This is a genomic window from Streptomyces sp. R-07 (assembly GCF_049913175.1).
Lineage (GTDB): Bacteria > Actinomycetota > Actinomycetes > Streptomycetales > Streptomycetaceae > Streptomyces.
Genome location: NZ_CP183978.1, coordinates 7,954,360 through 7,971,943 on the forward strand (window position 1 = coordinate 7,954,360; position 17,584 = coordinate 7,971,943).

General features: G+C 70.9%; 14 protein-coding genes, 2 pseudogenes and 1 riboswitch. Of the genes and pseudogenes, 6 read left to right on the forward strand and 10 right to left on the reverse strand.

Going from position 1 to position 17,584, the window contains the following annotated elements; translation table 11 throughout:
* The first annotated feature begins 462 nt into the window (after positions 1-462).
* Together ACN9M0_RS36295 and ACN9M0_RS36300 are read left to right on the forward strand one after the other, a co-directional pair.
* Positions 463-2,925 (forward strand): GH92 family glycosyl hydrolase, encoded by a 2,463-nt coding sequence (locus tag ACN9M0_RS36295; RefSeq protein ID WP_426404999.1) that lies wholly within the window; start codon positions 463-465, stop codon positions 2,923-2,925.
* A 352-nt stretch (positions 2,926-3,277) separates the two neighbouring features.
* On the forward strand, positions 3,278-3,562 hold the full coding sequence (locus ACN9M0_RS36300; protein WP_426405000.1) for a helix-turn-helix domain-containing protein: 285 nt from the start codon (positions 3,278-3,280) through the stop codon (positions 3,560-3,562).
* A gap of 404 nt (positions 3,563-3,966) precedes the next feature.
* Here the strand turns inward: ACN9M0_RS36300 and ACN9M0_RS36305 are convergent, their stop codons facing one another.
* On the reverse strand, positions 3,967-4,986 hold the full coding sequence (locus ACN9M0_RS36305; RefSeq protein ID WP_426405001.1) for an MASE1 domain-containing protein: 1,020 nt from the start codon (positions 4,984-4,986) through the stop codon (positions 3,967-3,969).
* A gap of 115 nt (positions 4,987-5,101) precedes the next feature.
* Positions 5,102-5,944, reverse strand: coding sequence for a PP2C family protein-serine/threonine phosphatase (locus tag ACN9M0_RS36310; protein ID WP_366039715.1), 843 nt, complete (start codon positions 5,942-5,944; stop codon positions 5,102-5,104).
* Positions 5,945-6,460: 516 nt separating this feature from the next.
* Here ACN9M0_RS36310 and ACN9M0_RS36315 point away from each other — a divergent pair.
* Together ACN9M0_RS36315 and ACN9M0_RS36320 are read left to right on the forward strand one after the other, a co-directional pair.
* Positions 6,461-6,640 (forward strand): annotated as a pseudogene (locus tag ACN9M0_RS36315) (LLM class F420-dependent oxidoreductase); the annotation flags it as partial.
* A gap of 303 nt (positions 6,641-6,943) precedes the next feature.
* Entirely contained in the window at positions 6,944-7,669 is a 726-nt protein-coding gene (locus ACN9M0_RS36320) for a peptidylprolyl isomerase (protein ID WP_426405002.1), read from the forward strand.
* Positions 7,670-7,860: 191 nt separating this feature from the next.
* Here ACN9M0_RS36320 and ACN9M0_RS36325 read toward each other — a convergent pair whose 3' ends face one another.
* The 5 genes and pseudogenes from ACN9M0_RS36325 to ACN9M0_RS36345 all read right to left on the reverse strand — a co-directional run bounded on the left by ACN9M0_RS36325 (position 7,861) and on the right by ACN9M0_RS36345 (position 11,304).
* Entirely contained in the window at positions 7,861-8,094 is a 234-nt protein-coding gene (locus tag ACN9M0_RS36325) for a hypothetical protein (protein WP_366039713.1), read from the reverse strand.
* A 16-nt stretch (positions 8,095-8,110) separates the two neighbouring features.
* Positions 8,111-8,278, reverse strand: a complete 168-nt coding sequence (locus ACN9M0_RS36330; RefSeq protein ID WP_366039729.1) for a hypothetical protein — start codon at positions 8,276-8,278, stop codon at positions 8,111-8,113.
* A gap of 76 nt (positions 8,279-8,354) precedes the next feature.
* Positions 8,355-8,696: pseudogene (locus ACN9M0_RS36335) on the reverse strand (helix-turn-helix domain-containing protein); the annotation flags it as partial.
* Between the two features lie 831 nt (positions 8,697-9,527).
* Complete coding sequence (locus ACN9M0_RS36340; RefSeq protein ID WP_366039711.1) at positions 9,528-9,872, reverse strand: DoxX family protein; 345 nt, start codon at positions 9,870-9,872, stop codon at positions 9,528-9,530.
* 610 nt (positions 9,873-10,482) lie between these two features.
* Positions 10,483-11,304, reverse strand: coding sequence for a class I SAM-dependent methyltransferase (locus tag ACN9M0_RS36345; protein ID WP_426405003.1), 822 nt, complete (start codon positions 11,302-11,304; stop codon positions 10,483-10,485).
* Positions 11,305-11,360: 56 nt separating this feature from the next.
* Here ACN9M0_RS36345 and ACN9M0_RS36350 point away from each other — a divergent pair, with 56 nt between their 5' ends.
* Positions 11,361-12,332, forward strand: a complete 972-nt coding sequence (locus tag ACN9M0_RS36350) for an ArsR/SmtB family transcription factor (RefSeq protein ID WP_426405004.1) — start codon at positions 11,361-11,363, stop codon at positions 12,330-12,332.
* A gap of 68 nt (positions 12,333-12,400) precedes the next feature.
* Here the strand turns inward: ACN9M0_RS36350 and ACN9M0_RS36355 are convergent, their stop codons facing one another.
* The 3 genes from ACN9M0_RS36355 to ACN9M0_RS36365 all read right to left on the reverse strand — a co-directional run bounded on the left by ACN9M0_RS36355 (position 12,401) and on the right by ACN9M0_RS36365 (position 16,425).
* The gene (locus ACN9M0_RS36355) at positions 12,401-12,931 is read right to left on the reverse strand and encodes an NUDIX hydrolase (protein WP_426405005.1); all 531 of its coding nucleotides are present in this window, start codon (positions 12,929-12,931) and stop codon (positions 12,401-12,403) included.
* Positions 12,932-13,537: 606 nt separating this feature from the next.
* A complete protein-coding gene (adh, locus tag ACN9M0_RS36360; RefSeq protein WP_426405382.1) occupies positions 13,538-15,061 on the reverse strand; it encodes an aldehyde dehydrogenase in 1,524 nt (507 codons plus the stop codon).
* Positions 15,062-15,105: 44 nt separating this feature from the next.
* Positions 15,106-16,425, reverse strand: coding sequence for a GAF domain-containing protein (locus ACN9M0_RS36365; RefSeq protein ID WP_426405006.1), 1,320 nt, complete (start codon positions 16,423-16,425; stop codon positions 15,106-15,108).
* A 103-nt stretch (positions 16,426-16,528) separates the two neighbouring features.
* Positions 16,529-16,636: riboswitch (ZMP/ZTP riboswitch) on the forward strand.
* A 28-nt stretch (positions 16,637-16,664) separates the two neighbouring features.
* Here ACN9M0_RS36365 and ACN9M0_RS36370 point away from each other — a divergent pair.
* The gene (locus ACN9M0_RS36370; RefSeq protein WP_366039704.1) at positions 16,665-17,519 is read left to right on the forward strand and encodes a bifunctional 5,10-methylenetetrahydrofolate dehydrogenase/5,10-methenyltetrahydrofolate cyclohydrolase; all 855 of its coding nucleotides are present in this window, start codon (positions 16,665-16,667) and stop codon (positions 17,517-17,519) included.
* Positions 17,520-17,584 lie beyond the last annotated feature (65 nt).

The following is a 17,584-nucleotide window of genomic DNA, read 5'->3' on the forward strand; positions in this document are numbered from 1 at the left end:
GCACGTTCCGACAACGTCCTGCGCTGCGGGCTGACGAAGAAGCACGTGGACGCGCCCGAACTCCTGAAGGCAGTCCACTTCGCCATGCATCCGGCCCGTGCCGTCACCGTCCTACCCGACGCGGCCGCTGGGGAGCACTTCTACCCGGCCCCCGTCGACGACTTCCGGCCCTCCCGCCTCGCACTCGTACGAGGAGAGGCGCCGCGCACTCTGACACCGCTGTCCTCAGCCCCTGCTGTGCCTCGGCGGCTCGGTGACCGTCGCTTCGGCCGAGTGTGCGGCGGACCTCAGGCCCGGCCGTGCCGTCTACGTGTCCGCAGACGAGACGCTGCGGTCAAGGGCGGGCGAAACGGTGTTCCCGCCACGGCCGGACTCGACCGGGTCTGATCGACACGACACCTTCAAGCCACCGGGACGCCAGAGCCCGGGCAGGACCAACACATGGGAAGGAAGTGCTCCCTCATGAACGCGCTCCGAAGAATCCGAAGAAGACCAGAGGGTCGTCCGGCGACCGGTCTCGGAGCAGCCCTGGTCTCGGTCGGGCTGCTCCTCCCGCTGCTCGGCAGTCCCGCGGCGAGCGCGGCCGCCGTCCCGGCGCCCCTTGTCCGGAACCCCGTCGCGTACGTGGACCCGCTGATCGGCACCGCCAACGGCGGCAACACCTACCCCGGTGCCACCATGCCGTTCGGGATGATCGGCTGGTCGCCGACCAGCACCGCGGGCGACCAGACCAACACCGCCGCCGCCAACGGCTACTCGTACAACACCACCCGGCTGCGCGGCTTCTCCCTCACCCACGTCAACGGCGCGGGCTGCCACCCGGGCGCGGCGGGCGACGTGCCGATCATGCCCTTCGTCGGGGACGTGAACTCGTCGCCGACCGCCGACACCAAGGACGCCACATACGCTGCGAACTTCACGCACGCCGACGAGAAGGCTGAGCCCGGCCGCTACCGGGTGGGCCTCGACTCGGGCGTCACCACCGACCTCGCCGTCACGAAGCGGGCCGGCGTCGCCGACTTCACCTTCCCCCAGGACCGGCCCGCCAGCCTGCTCTTCCGGGTCTCCAACTCCCTCAACGGCAGCGAGGACGCGCACGTCGACATCGACACCGCGCGGCAGAAGGTCACCGGCTGGGTGGAGACCGGCGCGTTCTGCGGCCGGCGTGCCAACGGCGGTAGCCCCAACAACAACCGCAAGAGCTACTACCGCCTGCACTTCAGCGCCACCTTCGACCGCCCCTTCTCCACCGTGGGCACGTGGCACGACGGAGAGCTGAACCCGGGGTCCATCAGCGCCGGCGGCGGCGAGGGCTATCTGACCGGCGCGAGCCGGGCCGGCCGCGGCTCCGGAGGCTACGTCTCCTTCGACACGTCGGCCGACCCCGTCGTCCACATGCGGCTCGGCATCTCCTACGTCTCTCTGGCCGGCGCCGAGGAGAACCTGCGAACCGAGATCGCCCCGGCCGCCGGCGTCGAGGACGTGACGCAGGCCGGCCGCAGGTCCTGGGACCAGATCCTCAAGAAGGTCCGGGTCAGCGGCGGCGACGAGGACCGTCTCACCGCCTTCTACACCGCGCTCTACCACTCCCTCCAGCAGCCCAACGTGATCAGCGACCGGGACGGCCGCTACGTGGGCATGGACCGAAAGGTCCACCGGCTCGCCGACGGCCAGGCGGCGCAGTACAGCAACTTCTCAGGCTGGGACCAGTACCGCGCCCAGGTGCAGTTGCTCGCCCTGCTCCAGCCGCGCGTGGCGGGCGACTTCGCCCAGTCGCTGTACAACTTCGCGCAGCAGCACGGCGGCGTCTGGGACCGCTGGGTACACGTCAGCGGAGCCACCCATGTGATGACCGGAGATCCCTCGGCGGCGACCCTGGCGACCTTCTACGCCATGGGTGTGCGCAACTTCGACGTCCAGGGCGCCTTCGTCTCCCTCTACCGCCAGGCCACCGTGCCGCACCCCTCCGAACTCTCCTACGCGGGCTGCCCCGGCCAGTGCGAGGCCGCACGCCCCAACCTCACCGCGTACAAGCAGCTGCGCTTCGCGCCGCAGGACCAGTGCTACTGCTGGGGCGGCGCCGCCGAGACGCTGGAGGCCTCCGTCGCCGACGCGGCCCTCGCGCAGTGGGCACGTCAACTGGGCCACGAAGAGGAGCACCAGGTGCTCAGCGAACGCGGCGGCTACTGGAAGAACGTGTTCAACCCCGCCGCCACCCCGGACGCCGGCTACCTCCAGGCCCGCAACGCGGACGGCTCCTGGGTGACCCCCTTCGACCCGGCTTCCCAACACGGCTTCGCCCAGGGCAGCGCCGCCACCTACCTGTGGATGGTGCCCCAGGACGTCCAGGGACTCGCCACCGCCATGGGCGGCCGGGAGAAGGCAGCGACCCGCCTGGAGGCCTTCTTCCACAAGCCTGACGGCTCCTGGTCCGTCCGCGGGGGCGACGCGCTGCGCTACGACCCCACCAACGAGCCCGGCATCCACGCCCCTTGGCTCTACAACGCGCTGGGCCGGCCGTGGAAGACCCAGGAGACAGTGCGCCAGATCGTCGACACCGTGTACGGAACGGGCCCCGCAGGCCTCCCCGGCAATGACGACCTGGGGACGATGTCGGCGTGGTACGTCTTCGCCGCGCTCGGCGTCTACCCGAAGGCGCCGGGCTCGGGCGACCTGCTCCTCGGCACGCCGGTCTTCCCGCGCGCCGTCATCGCCGCCGTGGGGGACCGCGCGGAGATCACCATCGACGCACCCGAGGCCTCCCGTACCACCCCGTACGTGCGGTCGGTGACCCTGGACGGCGCGCCCCACGCGTCGTCGTGGGTGGATGCCTCGCTCGTGCGCCGGGGCGGCTCGCTCTTCTTCGTGGTGAGCGACCGGGCCGACACCGGCTGGGCGACCGACCCGGGCAGCCTGCCTCGCTGACGCTCTCCGGGGCGGCCCCGTGAGCAACGGCCGCCGTGGCCCGCGACAGCCATCGGGTCACGGCGACCGCGCGGCGGCGCCCCGCTTACCCCGCGCCCCATGCGCGGTCGGGCTCTACGCCTCTTGCTGCGGTAGCGCTCGGCCATGGCGGGCCGCACTCCGGATGGGTCAAGGCCGCGGGGGAAGCGCTGTATTGGCCGCCCCGGACCGGGTAGGTCCACTGTGGCTGGCGCGGGTCACCGACATTGTGCGCTCCAACAGTCAAGGTGGCTCTAGTGACCTGAGTCGAAGTTTCGCCGTTAGTTGGGCATGAGTCGTCCAGGTCCGAAGATTCCGCCGTTGTCGGTCACTGATGCCCAGCGGGCGGTGCTGGAGGGCTGGTTGCGTCGCCGTACGACGGATCAGGCTCTGGGCCCTGCGGTCGCGGATTGTGCTGGAGTGCGCTGAAGGCCACTCGATCACGGAGGTGTCCCGCCGGCTGCGGATCGCTGCGGACGCGGTCCGCACGTGGCGGCGTCGCTTCATCGAGCGGGGCCTGGACGGGTTGTGTGACGACCCGCGGCCGGGTGTCCCGCGGAAGAACCATGCGGGAGCAGTTCGCACCGAAGGACGATGGACGCTGAGCCCCGCCAGGTAGATGCAGGATGTGCGAGCGGGGCGGGACGCTGGGCGTCCGACGTGAACGACGCCGTGCTGACGGCGCTCGTCGCCGCGGGGGCCGCGATCGGCGGCGGAGCGCTGACGGGGGTGTTCGCCCTCGCTGCCGCCAAGCGGCAGGCAGCGGCCGCGTGGGCGGCGGGGGAGCGGCAGGCCGCTGCCGCCTGGGAGGCCGGCCGACAGGCGGCCGCCTCCTGGGACGCGGGGCAGTTCCAGGCCGTGGCCCAGCTCGACGCGTCCCGCCGGACGCTCACGGAACAGGCCGCCGGCTCAGGACCGTGCATCTCCGACACCATCACGCACCAGCTTGATAGCGCCGGACAGGTCCCATGCCTTGCAGTCGTTGTACGGCTCCTGATGCCTGCGCCGGTTCCGGCGCGGGGATCACGGATTCCGGGGTCCGCCGGGTGGGGCTGCCCTGCTCTCGGCGGTGCCGGGTGGACCCGGTGAGGGCTCGCCCGCCGCGAGGTGCTCCAGGACCTCTGCCAGTTCCTGGCAGGCGCGGCGCACCGACCGGCGGGTCGCACGCTGCTCGGTGATGACGGAGGCGAGAAGCAGGGCGGTCAGGGCGGCGGAACCGTTGAACGCCTGGAGCTTGGCCATGATCTCGACGTCCGTGAGGTGGAGGAACGCGCCCCGTCCGGAGGTCGCCTCGAAGGTGGCGAGCACGGAGGCGAAGAGCGCGCACAGCATGCTTCCGGCGAGCTGGAAGCGGAGCGCTGCCCAGATCAGCAGGGGGAAGACGAGGAAGAGCATGCTCATCGGGCTGAGCACGGCCATGGGCATGAGGATCAGGGTCGTCAGCCCCAGAAAGGCCGCCTCTTTCCAGCGCCGTACCCGGAACCGTCCGGCCGGACCCGCGAGGACGAGCAGGAGCGGGGCGACGAGCAGCACCCCCATCGTGTCGCCCACCCACCAGGCCAGCCAGACGGGCCAGAACTCGCTTTTGTCCAGGGAGCCCTTCGCCACTTGCAGTCCGACCCCCGCGGTCGCGCTGATCAGCATGGCGCCGAACCCGCCGAGGAAGACCAGGGAGAGTCCGTCCCGCAGCCGTGCCATGTCGAGCCGGAAGCCGGCCCGTCGCAGCAGCAGGAAGGCGCAGAGCGGCGCGACGGTGTTGCTGACCACGGTGACCACTGTGGTGGGCCCCGGAGTGGTGAGGGAGGCGATGACGAGGAAGGAGCCGAGGGCGATCCCAGGCCAGACCCGCGCGCCGAGCAGCAGCAGGGCGGCGACGGCGACGCCGGTGGGCGGCCAGATGGGGGTGGCCACGACGCCTTCGACGACGAGGCGGCCCATCAGACCGAGTCGTCCGGCCGCGTAGTAGCAAACCGCCACGGCCAGCGACATCAGAGCCGCCTGCGTAGAGGACCGGAACTGCCGAGTATCCAACACGTCAGCCATCAGACACCGGCCGGGCCGCCACGACCGGGAAGGCCCCTGCGTGTCGGGCGCCGCCGTCCGGCACGGGCCCGGGCGGGCCCGAGGACCGGCCCGGCCCGAGGCGAGCCCCCTCCCCTCACTCCTCGGCCGCCGGCCGGGCCGGACCGCCGTCATGGCCGACGACCAGGACGGCCGCGTCGTCCTCGTGCCCCACCGTGGCCGCCAGCTTCATGACGGCGGTCGCGAGCGCGTCGACGTCCAGCCCGGCGACGGCGGTGATCCCGGCGAGCCGCGTTACCCGGTCCAGACCCTCGTCGACGTGGAGCGAGGGCCCCTCCACCACCCCGTCGGTCAGAAGGACGAAGACGCCGTCGGCGGTGAGCCGGCGGCGCGTGGCCGGGTAGTCGACGCCGCGCAGCACACCCAGCGGAGGCCCGCCCTCGCTGTCGTCGATGCCGGAGCGGCCGTCGGTGGTGGCCCAGATGTGGGGGATGTGACCGGCTCGGGCACACTCCAGGGTGCCGGCAGCGGGGTCGAGCCGCAGGAAGGTACAGGTGGCGAAGAGGTCGGCGCCCAGAGAGATGAGCAGGTCGTTGGTGCGACCGAGCAGCTCTCCCGGGTCTCCGGTGACGGAGGCCAGCGCGCGCAGTGCCACGCGGACCTGTCCCATGAAGGCGGCGGCCTCGATGTTGTGTCCCTGCACGTCACCGATGGACATGCCGATCTGGCCGCCAGGCATGGAGAAGGCGTCGTACCAGTCACCGCCGACGTTGAGCCCGTGGTTGGCGGGCTCATAGCGGACGGCCAGCCGGGCGCCCGGAAGACTGGGCAGGTCCGAGGGCAGCATGCCGCGCTGAAGGGCCACGGCGAGCTCGACACGGGAACGCTGCGTCTCGGCCAACTCCCGCGCCCTGGCGGTCAGTGACCCGAGCCGGACCAAAAGGTCCTCGCTGCTGTCGGCCGGCCGTCTGCGGAACATCGATCACTCCGGCGTCACGACAATCCTCGCATCACTCCGTCCCGTCTCCAGCACGCGGGACCACACGGGACCACCTCAGTACGAACAGGTCCTTCCTACTGTGCCCGGAGGGGACAGCGTCCGCATCTCATCGGCTGAGAACGCGGCGGATTCCAGCGGGGCCACCCCACACCGCCGGAAACGAGCAGCGGTCAGGCGATATCGAAGGCATCGCCCCGCCCCTGACCTACGTCCGGACCGAGCAGGCCGACGCCGCGCGACTCGCAAGACACCGGCGGCCCCAAGGACGCCGGGCATGAACACGAACCACACCCTCGTTCCCCGGCGCGAAGAGTTCTGCGCCGGTCGTCCTCGCCGCCGACACATCCGAGGTGACCCAGCGCCGGTAGCGCGGCAGTCTCCCGCGGATCTTCGACCACACGTTCGAAATCCGGCGCCCGGTTCGCTCGGTCATTCCCGCGTGCGGGCTGGGTGGCCCCATCGATGGGGAGGGGTGACGAGAGGAGCGGTAGCGCGATGACCGAGTACGGCTACTTCCTGTCGTGTGAGCAGTTCACCCCGGACGAGCTGATCGCCCAGGCCCGCCGAGCCCAGCAGGCCGGATTCACGAGACTGGCGATCTCCGACCACTTCCACCCCTGGAACGATGCCCAGGGCAACAGCGCGTTCGTGTGGTCGACGATCGGCGCTCTGAACGTTCACGCGTACGCCGATACTGGGCACTGTGCGAAGGGCATGCCGAAATGTGCCGGCCCAGACCGACGGCGGCGCCTTCCAGGGCTCCGCGACAGGGCACCGTTGTTCCCTCACTCGCGGGGTGTTCCACGTTGCCGTCGATTCGGTACGGACCCCAGCGGTCCCGGCAACGCCAAGGACGTGTCGCCTGGATGACGGGGCTCTGGTCACGCTGAACGGCCGGAAATCCCACTCCCACAGGCCACACCACGCCCTAGACTGCGACCGCTCCAAGACCTGGAGATCATCGGGAGGGCGTGCAAGATGAGACGAGCACTGATCAGTGCATTCGCGGCCGCGGCGTTAGTGGTGACCGGCGGGAGCGTCGCCACCGCTTCCGACACTGCTCCGCCGATCACCACGCACGGTCCTTGCCAGTACAGCCAGACCCCGGACGAGCCGCCGGCGCGCCGTGTTCCGCTGCCGCCCGACCCACGGCGCACCCCTGTTCGTGGCACGGTCGACTTGGCTGTTCCGACCAGTCTGGGCCCGCTTCCGCTGCGCTTGGACCGGGCCAAGGCGCCGTGCACGGTCCAGAGTTTCCTGCACCTGGCAAGGCACGGTTTCTACGACCGTACGGTGTGTCACCGCCTGACGGCGTACCCGACGCTGAAGGTCTTGCAGTGCGGCGACCCGACCGGCACTGGTGAGGGCGGGCCCGGGTACAAGTACAAGGACGAACTGCCGGTGGACCTGCCGCCCGCAGCCACCGATCCCACGGGCACGCGCCGGCTCTACGGACGCGGCCTGCTGGCGATGGCCAACGCCGGCCCGAACACGAACGGCTCACAGTTCTTCGTCGTCTACGGCGACTCCGCGCTGCGACCGAACTACACGGTGTTCGGCACGGTCGGCCCCGCCGGTCTGGCGACGCTCGACAAGGTCGCCGCCGGAGGCATCGAGCCGACGGCGGAGGACCCGGCACCGGTCGACGGCACACCCGCACTGCGGACAGAGCTGCTTCACGTCCGGCTGTCCTGTCGGTCCTGACGCACCGCGATGTCGCCGCGTCCACGACGACATGCCTGGCGGCGTGCGGGGTCGGCTTGCGGCGACACTCGAAGGCTCAGTGAATCCCCTGGCTCCTCCATGGAGTCGGAGCGATCGCGTCGCCTTCGCGTCACATCCGGGTCGGCAGCCGCCCCTGGTCCTTGATCCGGTTCAGAGTCCAGACTGCTCGATCAGCCCTCGGGCCGAAGCCGCTGACGAGCCGCCTCAAGCCGCTGGTCATAGTCAGGCGCGAACAGCTCAGGAAGTGCCTTGTCGAGCGTTCCGGCGATCCGGTGGATCGGCGCCCAGACCGCCGGATCGTCGACAACGCGACTGAGGTCCGTCATCTGGAGTTTCTCCAGCCAGTGCGACAGCACCAGTGCCTCGTCACCCGTGAGCTTGATCGCGACCTGGCTGTCACTCATGCAGACCCCCTACGGCTCAGCCCGCCCCGGCGCGCGGCTGGTCCGTGCCCCGACCCTGATCGGCCCTGCCGTCGGTCTCGTCGCCGTGGTCGGCTGCGTGGAGTGGGAGCCGCGCGGCCGGGGCGCCGCCCTGCTGGATGGGCGCCTTGTGCAGGGAGCGAGGTCTGGCCAACGGCTCGATCACGCCGCTGGTGGAGAGCGTACCCCCGTGTGTCCGCGCCCGTCAGCCGCCCAGGATCTCGTCGTTCGGATCGAAGGTGTGGAACCAAGGTTCCCTCCACGATCCACAGCCGGTCGACGTCGGCGACCGGCCGCGGGGCCGGCTCCAGGGCCAGCAACGGACGCAGGCGGTGGATGACCCGGCAGACGGTGGCCGGAGAGATCCCGAAGAGCGGGGCGAGCTGCCGCATGATGAGGTCGGTCCGGTAGGAGACGGCCACCAGCAGGGCCCGGTCGGCCAGCGGCAGGCACCACGGCCGGCCACCACCCGGACCGTTCCCGCCCCGCTCCCTCACTACGTTCACCAGCTTCGCGAACCGCTCGATACGCAAGCCCGTGAACGCCTCGACCCACACCGGCTCAGCCCGCAACACCCCACCCATACAGGAGAAATGCCCGGAACCGAGCCTTCTGCGACACCCTTTAGAAGAACCCGAGCTTCTTCGGCGAGTAGCTGACCAACAGGTTCTTCGTCTCCTGGTGGTACAGCAATGACACCCATGTTGACCAGGGGAAACGGTGTTACGCGCGACTCCTTGGAGACGGCTGGTCCGGAAACGGTCCGGATCTTGCTGCGCGTGGCGCGTGGCGCGTGGCGCTTGGCGCTCGGGGTGGGGGCGGGGGAGAGCGCTCGTGCCCCTGGCGCGGAACGGCAACGTACCCGACGGAACAGGAACGCCTCGGTACCGTTGAAGAACAGGGTGACGCTGAGCCGGTCACCCGCCTTCACCGGCAGTCGTACCGGGTCGCTGGCGTGTCGCGCCCCGGGCCGGATCGAGGGGGAGGGGGATCCGCCGAAGGTCAGCGTACGGACGGTCCCGGGTCGGGCAGAGGCGCCCCCGGCAGATATGACGTACGGATCGGTTGTGGAATCCCGCCTCCGCCCAGGTCGGGTACCAGCTCTGGGAGGGACGTTGGACGGCCGTGCTCCAGCCGGCGGCCCACTGGTGTGCGCACGGGGAGGCGGCGGCCCTGTGGGCGGACGCCGGGGTGGCGATCAGGAGAGTGGCCAAGGTGGCGGCAGCCATGGGCAGGAGCGGGAAAGCGCGCATCGTGTGCTCCTTCGTATGTGGTTGACGACTGGGCAGGCCGGGCTACGGCGCAGCGGCGGGCCGGTGGTTCGTGGCGCGGTTTCAGGCAGCCGCACGTTCGACGCGGCAGCCCTCGCGTCCGACGCCTCGTATCTGCTCGGCCTGAGCCGTGTCGTGCGGGTGTCAGGCAGTGAGACCCAGGGCAAGGGTGGCCGTGACCGGAGCCAGATAGAGCAGGGGGAAGGCGACGGTTTTGTACGAACGCGCCCGCAGCACGGTGACGACAGCGCCGAGGAAGTAGAGCACCAGGCCCGCCCCGGCGAGCAACCCGACCACCGGTAGGGCCAATCCGATCAGCAGGCCGGCCGCGCCGGCGAGCTTGGCCAGGGCGAGCGGGGTCCACCAGGGTCGGGGCACCTCGTACTGGACGAGGGGTTCCACGACGAACTGGGCTCTGCGCATCAGGGACAGGCCGGAGAAGCCGACCCAGACAGCGGTCAGAACGGTGACGACGACGGTGATGGACATGCGGATACTCCAAAGTTCGCTGGGCGCGAGGCGGGTGCTGCGTGCAGGGCGTGCGAGGTTTCAGGCCGGGACCGGGGTGTTCCACCGGTCGAGTGCCACGTAGGCGGGCTGCCATGACTGGTCCTAGCGCGCCGTGAAGGTGGGGGCAGGGTCGAGGGCAACGCCGTGGACGTCCGCGGGCCGGCTCCGTCGAGAAGCCACGGGAGCATTTCCGCAGCGACCGTTCCGATCCGCTGTGTGTGTGCTCGCCCTCGTCGACAGCGTGCACGAGCGGATTGAGGGCGGCGCGCTCGGCTTCCGTCGCCTCAAGCAGGGCCGACTCGCTGGACCGCCCCGCGAGGGCATCGCGCAAGCCCGGCCACAACGCCTCGTCCTCGGCCGCGTGGTGGGCGTGCGGGGCCTTCAGAAGAACCCGCACGCCGATCGGGTAGGGCAGTTGCAAGGCTCCGGGCGGCGACGTCGTCATCGTGCGCCCGTGGTGACGAGGGCCGCGGGCGCGCCACCGTGACCACTTGGTGGCGCCGGTATCCCGACGTCCCCGCCACGGTGGGTGGCACGGCAACGGCCCCGCCCCTTCCACCAGGGACGCGTGGAGCGGCTGGAAGCGACGTCATCCACCTGCCGACCGTGCACGCACATCGACACCGGCTCCCGTCGGACCCTGAGCCGGTCCCGCGACGAGCAAGCGGTAGCCGTAGTCGACGGAGTCCCGGGTCAGCAGATCCGCATGGCGTCGGTGCCAGGCTCCTGAGGCCAGGTCTTCCCGAAGTCTCGCGATCGCCGGCTCGACCACGGAAGCCGGTAGCTGGGCGAACGTCGAACTCGCCGCTCGAACAACGGGATCCAGATAGGACTGCGGGCGCCGCCAGTGGGCGATCTGGAAGCCGTCGGTGAAGTCGTGCGGGATGGGAAAGGGGAGCACGGTATGCGCGCCCAGGGCTTCCACCACGGCGGACAGGGGTGTGAAGCGGGCGTGCTCGAGCTGCCGGATCTCGGGAAGGTACTCCTCGATCAGCCACAGCTCGGGCAGGTGCTGCGGATCCCAGGTGAAGACGACCTGGCGGTGGGCGACGCGCTGCAGCTCGGCCAGGCCACGTCGCAGGTCGGGCCAGTGGTGAACCGTCATGACCGCCATCGCCGCACCGAACGCACCGTCCGCGAACGGCAGGCTCTCCGCCCCTGCCCGTACCTTGCGCGAGCCCGGGTGCTGATCGAGCATGACCTGTGACGGATCGACCGCAGTGACCTCCCGGTCGGCAGGCTCGTACGAGCCCGCACCGGCGCCGACGTTGACGACGGTGCGAGCCCCGGCCAGTGCCTGGTGAATCAGATCGGCCAGACGAGGGTCCGGCCGACGGACGTGCCGGTACCCCCGGCCGATGCGGTCATACGTCGCCATGTGCGGGGTACTCCCGGAAGCAGAAGCAGTCATGCGCCGGATCCCACCACCCCGATCATGACGGGAGGAAGAGGTTTAGTCTGGGCCGAATGTTGCTGCTCCGGCTCGATGTGGAAGACCTGGCCTCGGTCCGCTTCGCCTGCTCACCCCTGCAAGAGACCGTCCAGAGCCTGCGAGCCTGGCGCAGCCCCGTCCGCTATGCCGCGCATCAGACAATGCTTCGACAGTCCGCCCCGCTGCTCCGTCACGTCGACTGGCCCCTGCTGCAGGCATTGGTCGGGCCCACCCGGCTCATCCCCGACTTCCTCACTCCCCACCCTCCGACGCCGAGCACGGACATCGACGACGAGTTCGCCGCGCTGCGCGCCACTTCGACACGGCGCGTCGCAAGCGAACTCCTCCAGGCCGCCGACGGCCACCCCCTGCACCCACTCCTGCGGCAGGTGCATACCGATCCCCACGGCCTGCTGCAGAGGATCGCCGATGCCCTGCACACCTACTGGCTTCTGGTCATGGCACCGCACTGGCCGCGCATGTACGCCGTACTGCGCGCCGACATCCTCCACCGGGCGCGGCGGCTCACCGACGGGGGAGCCGGCATGCTCTTCGCCGACATCGACCCCGGCCTGCGGTGGCATCCCGGCAGCGGCACCCTGGCTGTCGACGCCTTTCCCACCGAGGAGCACGACCTGGCCGCCGACGGGCATGGGGTGACGTTCACCCCCTCCCTGTTCTGCGACCACGCCGTCACCGTCGTCGACCTCGCCCTGCCACCCCGGATCTGGTACCCCGCCCGAGGCCTCGCCACGGTCTGGCACACCGACACGACAGCCCCGCCCGTTGCCCTGGCCGACCTGCTCGGTCGTACCCGCGCCCGTGTCATCGGCCTGCTCGCACAGCCTGCGAGCACGACCGAACTGGCTCAGCGCCTGAGCCTCAGCCCCGCCACGGTGAGCCAGCACCTCGGCGTCCTGCACCGTGCGGGACTGGTCACCCGGGCCCGCCAGGGACACCTCGTTCTCTACCTGCGGAGCCCTCTCGGCGACCAACTGCTCGCGTGAGGCGCGTTCGGCTCAACACGCTGATGCAGAATCGCGCCGACGACGTCGTGGGGTACAGGAGCCGATCATCACCGAGTCGGGCGCGGGGTACCTCGCGGGGACCTTTGCGGTCGATCTTCAATGGCTCGTTCGACAAGGTCGTGGATCAAGAACTCCCCGGGCCTGCGGTTCTCTTTGAGGCGGGCGAGGTTGTCAGGGCCGAACCAGTCGTATGCGGAGTGCTTGGACCATTCCAGCGTGGGGTTGTCCAAGTCGCCGTCGACTTCGACGAGGTAGTCGGCTTCGCGACGGATTCCGCCGCCGTCGTCTCCAACCCAGGTCGTGGTGCCAAGGGACCGCCGCACGTGGGTCAGGCGCCAGCCGGTCTCCTCCTCGATCTCGCGTGCGAGAGCTTCAAGGATCGTTTCGCCGGCCTCAAGGTGGCCGCCCACGATGTCCCAGCTGTCGGGAAAGAGGCGTCGGTCCGGGCTTCGCTTGTGAGCGAAGGCTTCGCCGGCCCGGTTGAGGATGACGGCGCCGACGGTCCAGACGTCTCCCGGTGCAGGATCGGGCACTTCGAGGTCGTCGTCAACGGTGAACGACAGGTTGGGAGTGGGCATGTCACAGCGTAGGCCGAGCGCCCCCGCGGCAGGTCGGTTTCGTGGTGGTGGGCATGGGCGGGGCGATCTTACGGATCCGGAGTGGGAGCGGTCGCGGCCGTTCCTGCCGGCGAGCAACGGGCATGGTGCGCCATGTCCCCGAAGACGGAGACCGTCTCGATGAGCGGAAGCCGGACCTTGCGAACGCTCAGGAGGTGGAGGAGCCCGGGCTGCTGGGTCACGGCCTTCACCGGGCGGCACCGTCCCGGCGGGCCAGGCGGCTGACCGCCGTAGGCGGAGCGGCGGCTCATCGTCGGGGACGCTGCCCAGCCGAGGCAGGGCAGAGAGCCGTACAGCGGCGCCGAGCACCTTCTGAGCCCGGCAGCACTCTTGCAGGGATGCCTTGTCCGCTGGGGTGAGGGTCAAGCACCGGATCGGAGGGCGTCCGGGAGCACGCCAACCGCCTCATCGGGCAGTCCATGGATGAGTGGAACGCGTCGACCAGGGTGACCCGCCGGCGGGGTGAGTCGGGGATTTGGTCTGGTGTGAATACCCCCCTCTCTGTGCGGGGCGAGCAAGAGGCGCCCGCCGGGCGAAAGCCCGGGCCAGGCGCCTCTTTTCGTGCCTCTAGAAGAATCCGAGCTTCTTCGGCGAGTACGACACCAGCAGGTTCTTCGTCTGCTGGTAGTGGTCCAGCATCATCTTGTGGGTCTCTCGGCCGATGCCCGACTGCTTATAGCCTCCAAAAGCACTGTGGGCCGGGTACGCGTGGTAGCAGTTCGTCCAGACGCGGCCCGCCTGGATCGCGCGGCCCGCGCGGTAGGCGGTGTTCGTGTCGCGGGTCCAGACGCCGGCGCCGAGGCCGTAGAGGGTGTCGTTGGCCGTGCGGATCGCGTCGTCGAAGTCGGTGAAGGAGGTCACCGCCACCACCGGGCCGAAGATCTCCTCCTGGAAGATCCGCATGCGGTTGTCGCCCTCGAAGATGGTCGGCTGTACGTAGTAGCCGCCCGCCAACTCTCCACCACGTTCCACGATCTGGCCGCCCGTCAGGATCTTCGCGCCCTCCTGCTGGCCGATCTCCAGGTAGGAGAGGATCTTCTTGAGCTGGTCGGCGGAGGCCTGGGCGCCGATCATCGTGTCGGTGTCCAGGGGGTGGCCCGGGACGATCTTCTCCGTGCGGGCGACCGCCGCCTCCAGGAAGTCGGAGTAGTGGCCGCGCTGGACGAGGGCGCGCGAGGGGCAGGTGCAGACCTCGCCCTGGTTGAGGGCGAACATCGTGAAGCCTTCGAGGGCCTTGTCGCGGAAGTCGTCGTCCGCCGCCCACACGTCGTCGAAGAAGATGTTGGGGGATTTGCCGCCGAGTTCGAGGGTGACCGGCTTGAGGTTCTCCGAGGCGTACTGCATGATCAGCCGGCCCGTCGTCGTCTCGCCGGTGAACGCGATCTTCGCCACCCGCGGGCTGGACGCCAGCGGCTTTCCGGCCTCCTCGCCGAAGCCGTTGACGATGTTCAGGACGCCCGGCGGCAGCAGGTCCGCGACCAGGCTCATCCAGAAGTGCACGGAGGCCGGGGTCTGTTCGGCCGGCTTGAGGACCACCGCGTTGCCGGCGGCCAGCGCCGGGGCCAGCTTCCAGACCGCCATGAGGATCGGGAAGTTCCACGGGATGATCTGTGCGACGACGCCCAGCGGCTCGTGGAAGTGGTACGCGACGGTGTCGTCGTCGATCTCGCTCAGCGCGCCCTCCTGGGCACGCAGCGCCCCCGCGAAGTAGCGGAAGTGGTCGATGGCGAGCGGGATGTCCGCGGCGAGCGTCTCTCGGACGGGCTTGCCGTTGTCCCAGGTCTCGGCGACCGCGAGCGCCTCCAGGTTGCTCTCCATGCGGTCCGCGATCTTCAGCAGGACGGCCGCTCGCTCCGCCGGCGCCGTCCGTCCCCACGCCGGCGCCGCCGCGTGCGCCGCGTCGAGGGCGCGTTCCACGTCCTCGGCGGTGCCCCGCGCGACCTCTGTGAAGGGGCGGCCGTCGACCGGGCTGGGGTTCTCGAAGTAGTGGCCGGCCGCCGGGGCGACGTACTCGCCGCCGATCCAGTGGTCGTAGCGGGCCTGGTACGACATGAGCGCGCCCTCGGTGCCGGGTGCGGCGTAACGGGTCATCGGCATGGCCTCCCTGGGACGCGCCGGCCGTCCCTGGCCGGCGCTCACGCCCGAGTGTGGTGAACCGAACGTTGCAAGTCCGTTGCACCGGCGGACAGTTCCGCCTCCAGGGAGTGGAGTCGTGCCCGTACGGGAGGAAGCTGGGGCGGCGGCACGGCCGCGCACAGCGCCCGCCAGACCACCACGTCGTCCTCGCCCCACGCGCTGTACGCCCAGTCGGCGAGCAGCCCCGGATCGCCCCGGTTCACCAGCGCCGCCCGCAGCCGGTCCGCGAGCCGCTCCCGCAGTCGTACGACCCCGGGCGCGGCCGACGCGGGCAGCAGCGGGCCCGCGTAGTCCCCGGCCGCCGCCGCGACGGCCCCCGAGGCGAGCCGCCGGTCGACCGTCGCGAAGTCGGCGTCCACCGCCCCGGCGAGCCGGTACGGACGCGACCGCAGCGCGTCGGGACCGAGCAGCGCGCGCAGCCGGGACAGCTCGGCCCGCAGGGTCACCGGGGTGACCGACTCGTCCTCGTACAGCAGGGTGAGGAGTTCCTCGCCGCCGACTCCCTCCGGGCGGTGCGCGAGGACCACCAGGATCTCGCTGTGGCGGCGGCTCAGCCGCAGCCGCCGCCCGCCCACCGACAGGACCGCCTCGTCCCGGCCGAGCGCCGACAGCCTGAGCCGCCCCGGCTCCGGGGCCGGGCCGAGCAGGGCCAGCTGGGATTCGGCCGCGCGTGCCACCGCCTGGACGAAGCCGAGGCTGTGCGGGTGCGCGAGCCGCTCCCCGCCGGTGATATCGACCGCGCCGAGCACCCGCCCGCTGTGCGGATCGTGCACGGGGGCCGCGGCGCAGGTCCATGCCCGCACCGGACGCCGGAAGTGCTCGGCGGCGACGACCTGCACCGGCCGGTCGACGGCCAGCGCGGTGCCCGGCGCGTTCGTCCCGGCCGCCGCCTCCGACCAGCGGGCGCCGGCCACGAAGTTCATCCCCCGTGCCTTGCGCAGGGTGCCCGGATGCCCCTCGACCCACAGCATCCGCCCGGCGGCGTCGCAGACCGCGAGGAGATGCTCCCCGTCCGTCGCGTACGCTCCCATCAGCTCCCGGATCACCGGCATCGCCGCGGCGAGGGGATGCCCGTCCCGGTACGCGGCGAGCTCGTCCTCGTCCAGCTCCACCCGCGCCGCCCCGTCGGGGCTCACGCGCGCGCGTACGGACCGGCGCCAGGACTCGGCCACCAGCGGGCGGGCCTCACGGGTCCCCGACTCGGCCGGTCCCCGCCCCTCCGTCGATGTCCGTTCCGTCCGTTCCGTCCGTTCCGTCCGCGGCTCCCCGGCCACCCACGCATCGCTCAACTCGGCCTCCTCGTCGAGGTCGTCCGGCACGTCGCGCTCATCGTCGTGCGCCCGGGGACAGCCGACAAGCTCCCCCGCCCCCCGGCATACGCACCCTGTCCGGGATCGGCCCCCGACCCCTCACGTAGAGTGGGGCCCGGGCCGTGACTGGCGCTTGAGGTGGATCACCACCGGGGAGCGGCCCGGCGGAGCGTGCCCCGGCGGCACGACCGTTCCGATGCCGTGCGCCTGGGCGAGAGACCGGTCAGAGACGACGCCCAGGAGTTGCCATGTCCACCAGCACCGCCACCCTCATGGACGGCACGGCCCTCGCTCGCCGCACGGTCGAGGAGACCGCCGCCCGAGCCGCCGAGATCACCCGCCGCACCGGCGTCACCCCGTGCCTCGCGACCGTCCTGGTCGGCGCGGACCCGGCCTCCGTGACGTACGTGAAGATGAAGCAGAACCGCTGCGCCAAGGCCGGAATCCGCTCCAAGCACGTCGAGCTGCCCGCCGCGACGACCACCGCGGAGCTCGTCGCGGCCATCACCGCCCTCTCCGAGGACCCCGAGGTCCACGGCATCCTGCTCCAGCACCCGGTCGGCCCCCACATCGACGAGCGCGCCGCCTTCGAGGCCATCGCCCCCGAGAAGGACGTCGACGGCGTCACCATGGCCTCCTTCGCCGCGATGGGCTTCGGCCTGCCCGGCTTCGTCTCGTGCACGCCCGGCGGCATCATGCGTCTGCTCGACGCGTACGACGTCGAACTCAGCGGCAAGCGCGCGGTCGTCGTCGGCCGCAGCGCGATCCTGGGCAAGCCGGCCGGCCTGCTGCTCCTCGGCCGCGACGCCACCGTCACCTACTGCCACTCCCGCACCCAGGACCTCTCCTCGGTCGTCCGCGAGGCCGACGTCCTCGTCGCCGCCGTCGGCAAGCCGAACTTCATCAAGGGCGAGGACATCAAGCCGGGCGCCGTCGTCATCGACGCCGGTTACAACCCGGGCAACGTCGGCGACGTCGACTTCGCGTCGGCCGCCGAGCGCGCCTCCCTCATCACCCCGGTCCCCGGTGGTGTCGGCCCCATGACCATCGCCGTGCTCCTCGCCCAGACGGTCGAGGGCGCGGAGCGCCAGCTCGGGCTGTAGGCAGCGGTGACGGGGCGGCGGCGGTGACGGGGGAGCAGCGGCGGCGGGAACGCGCGCGGTCGACG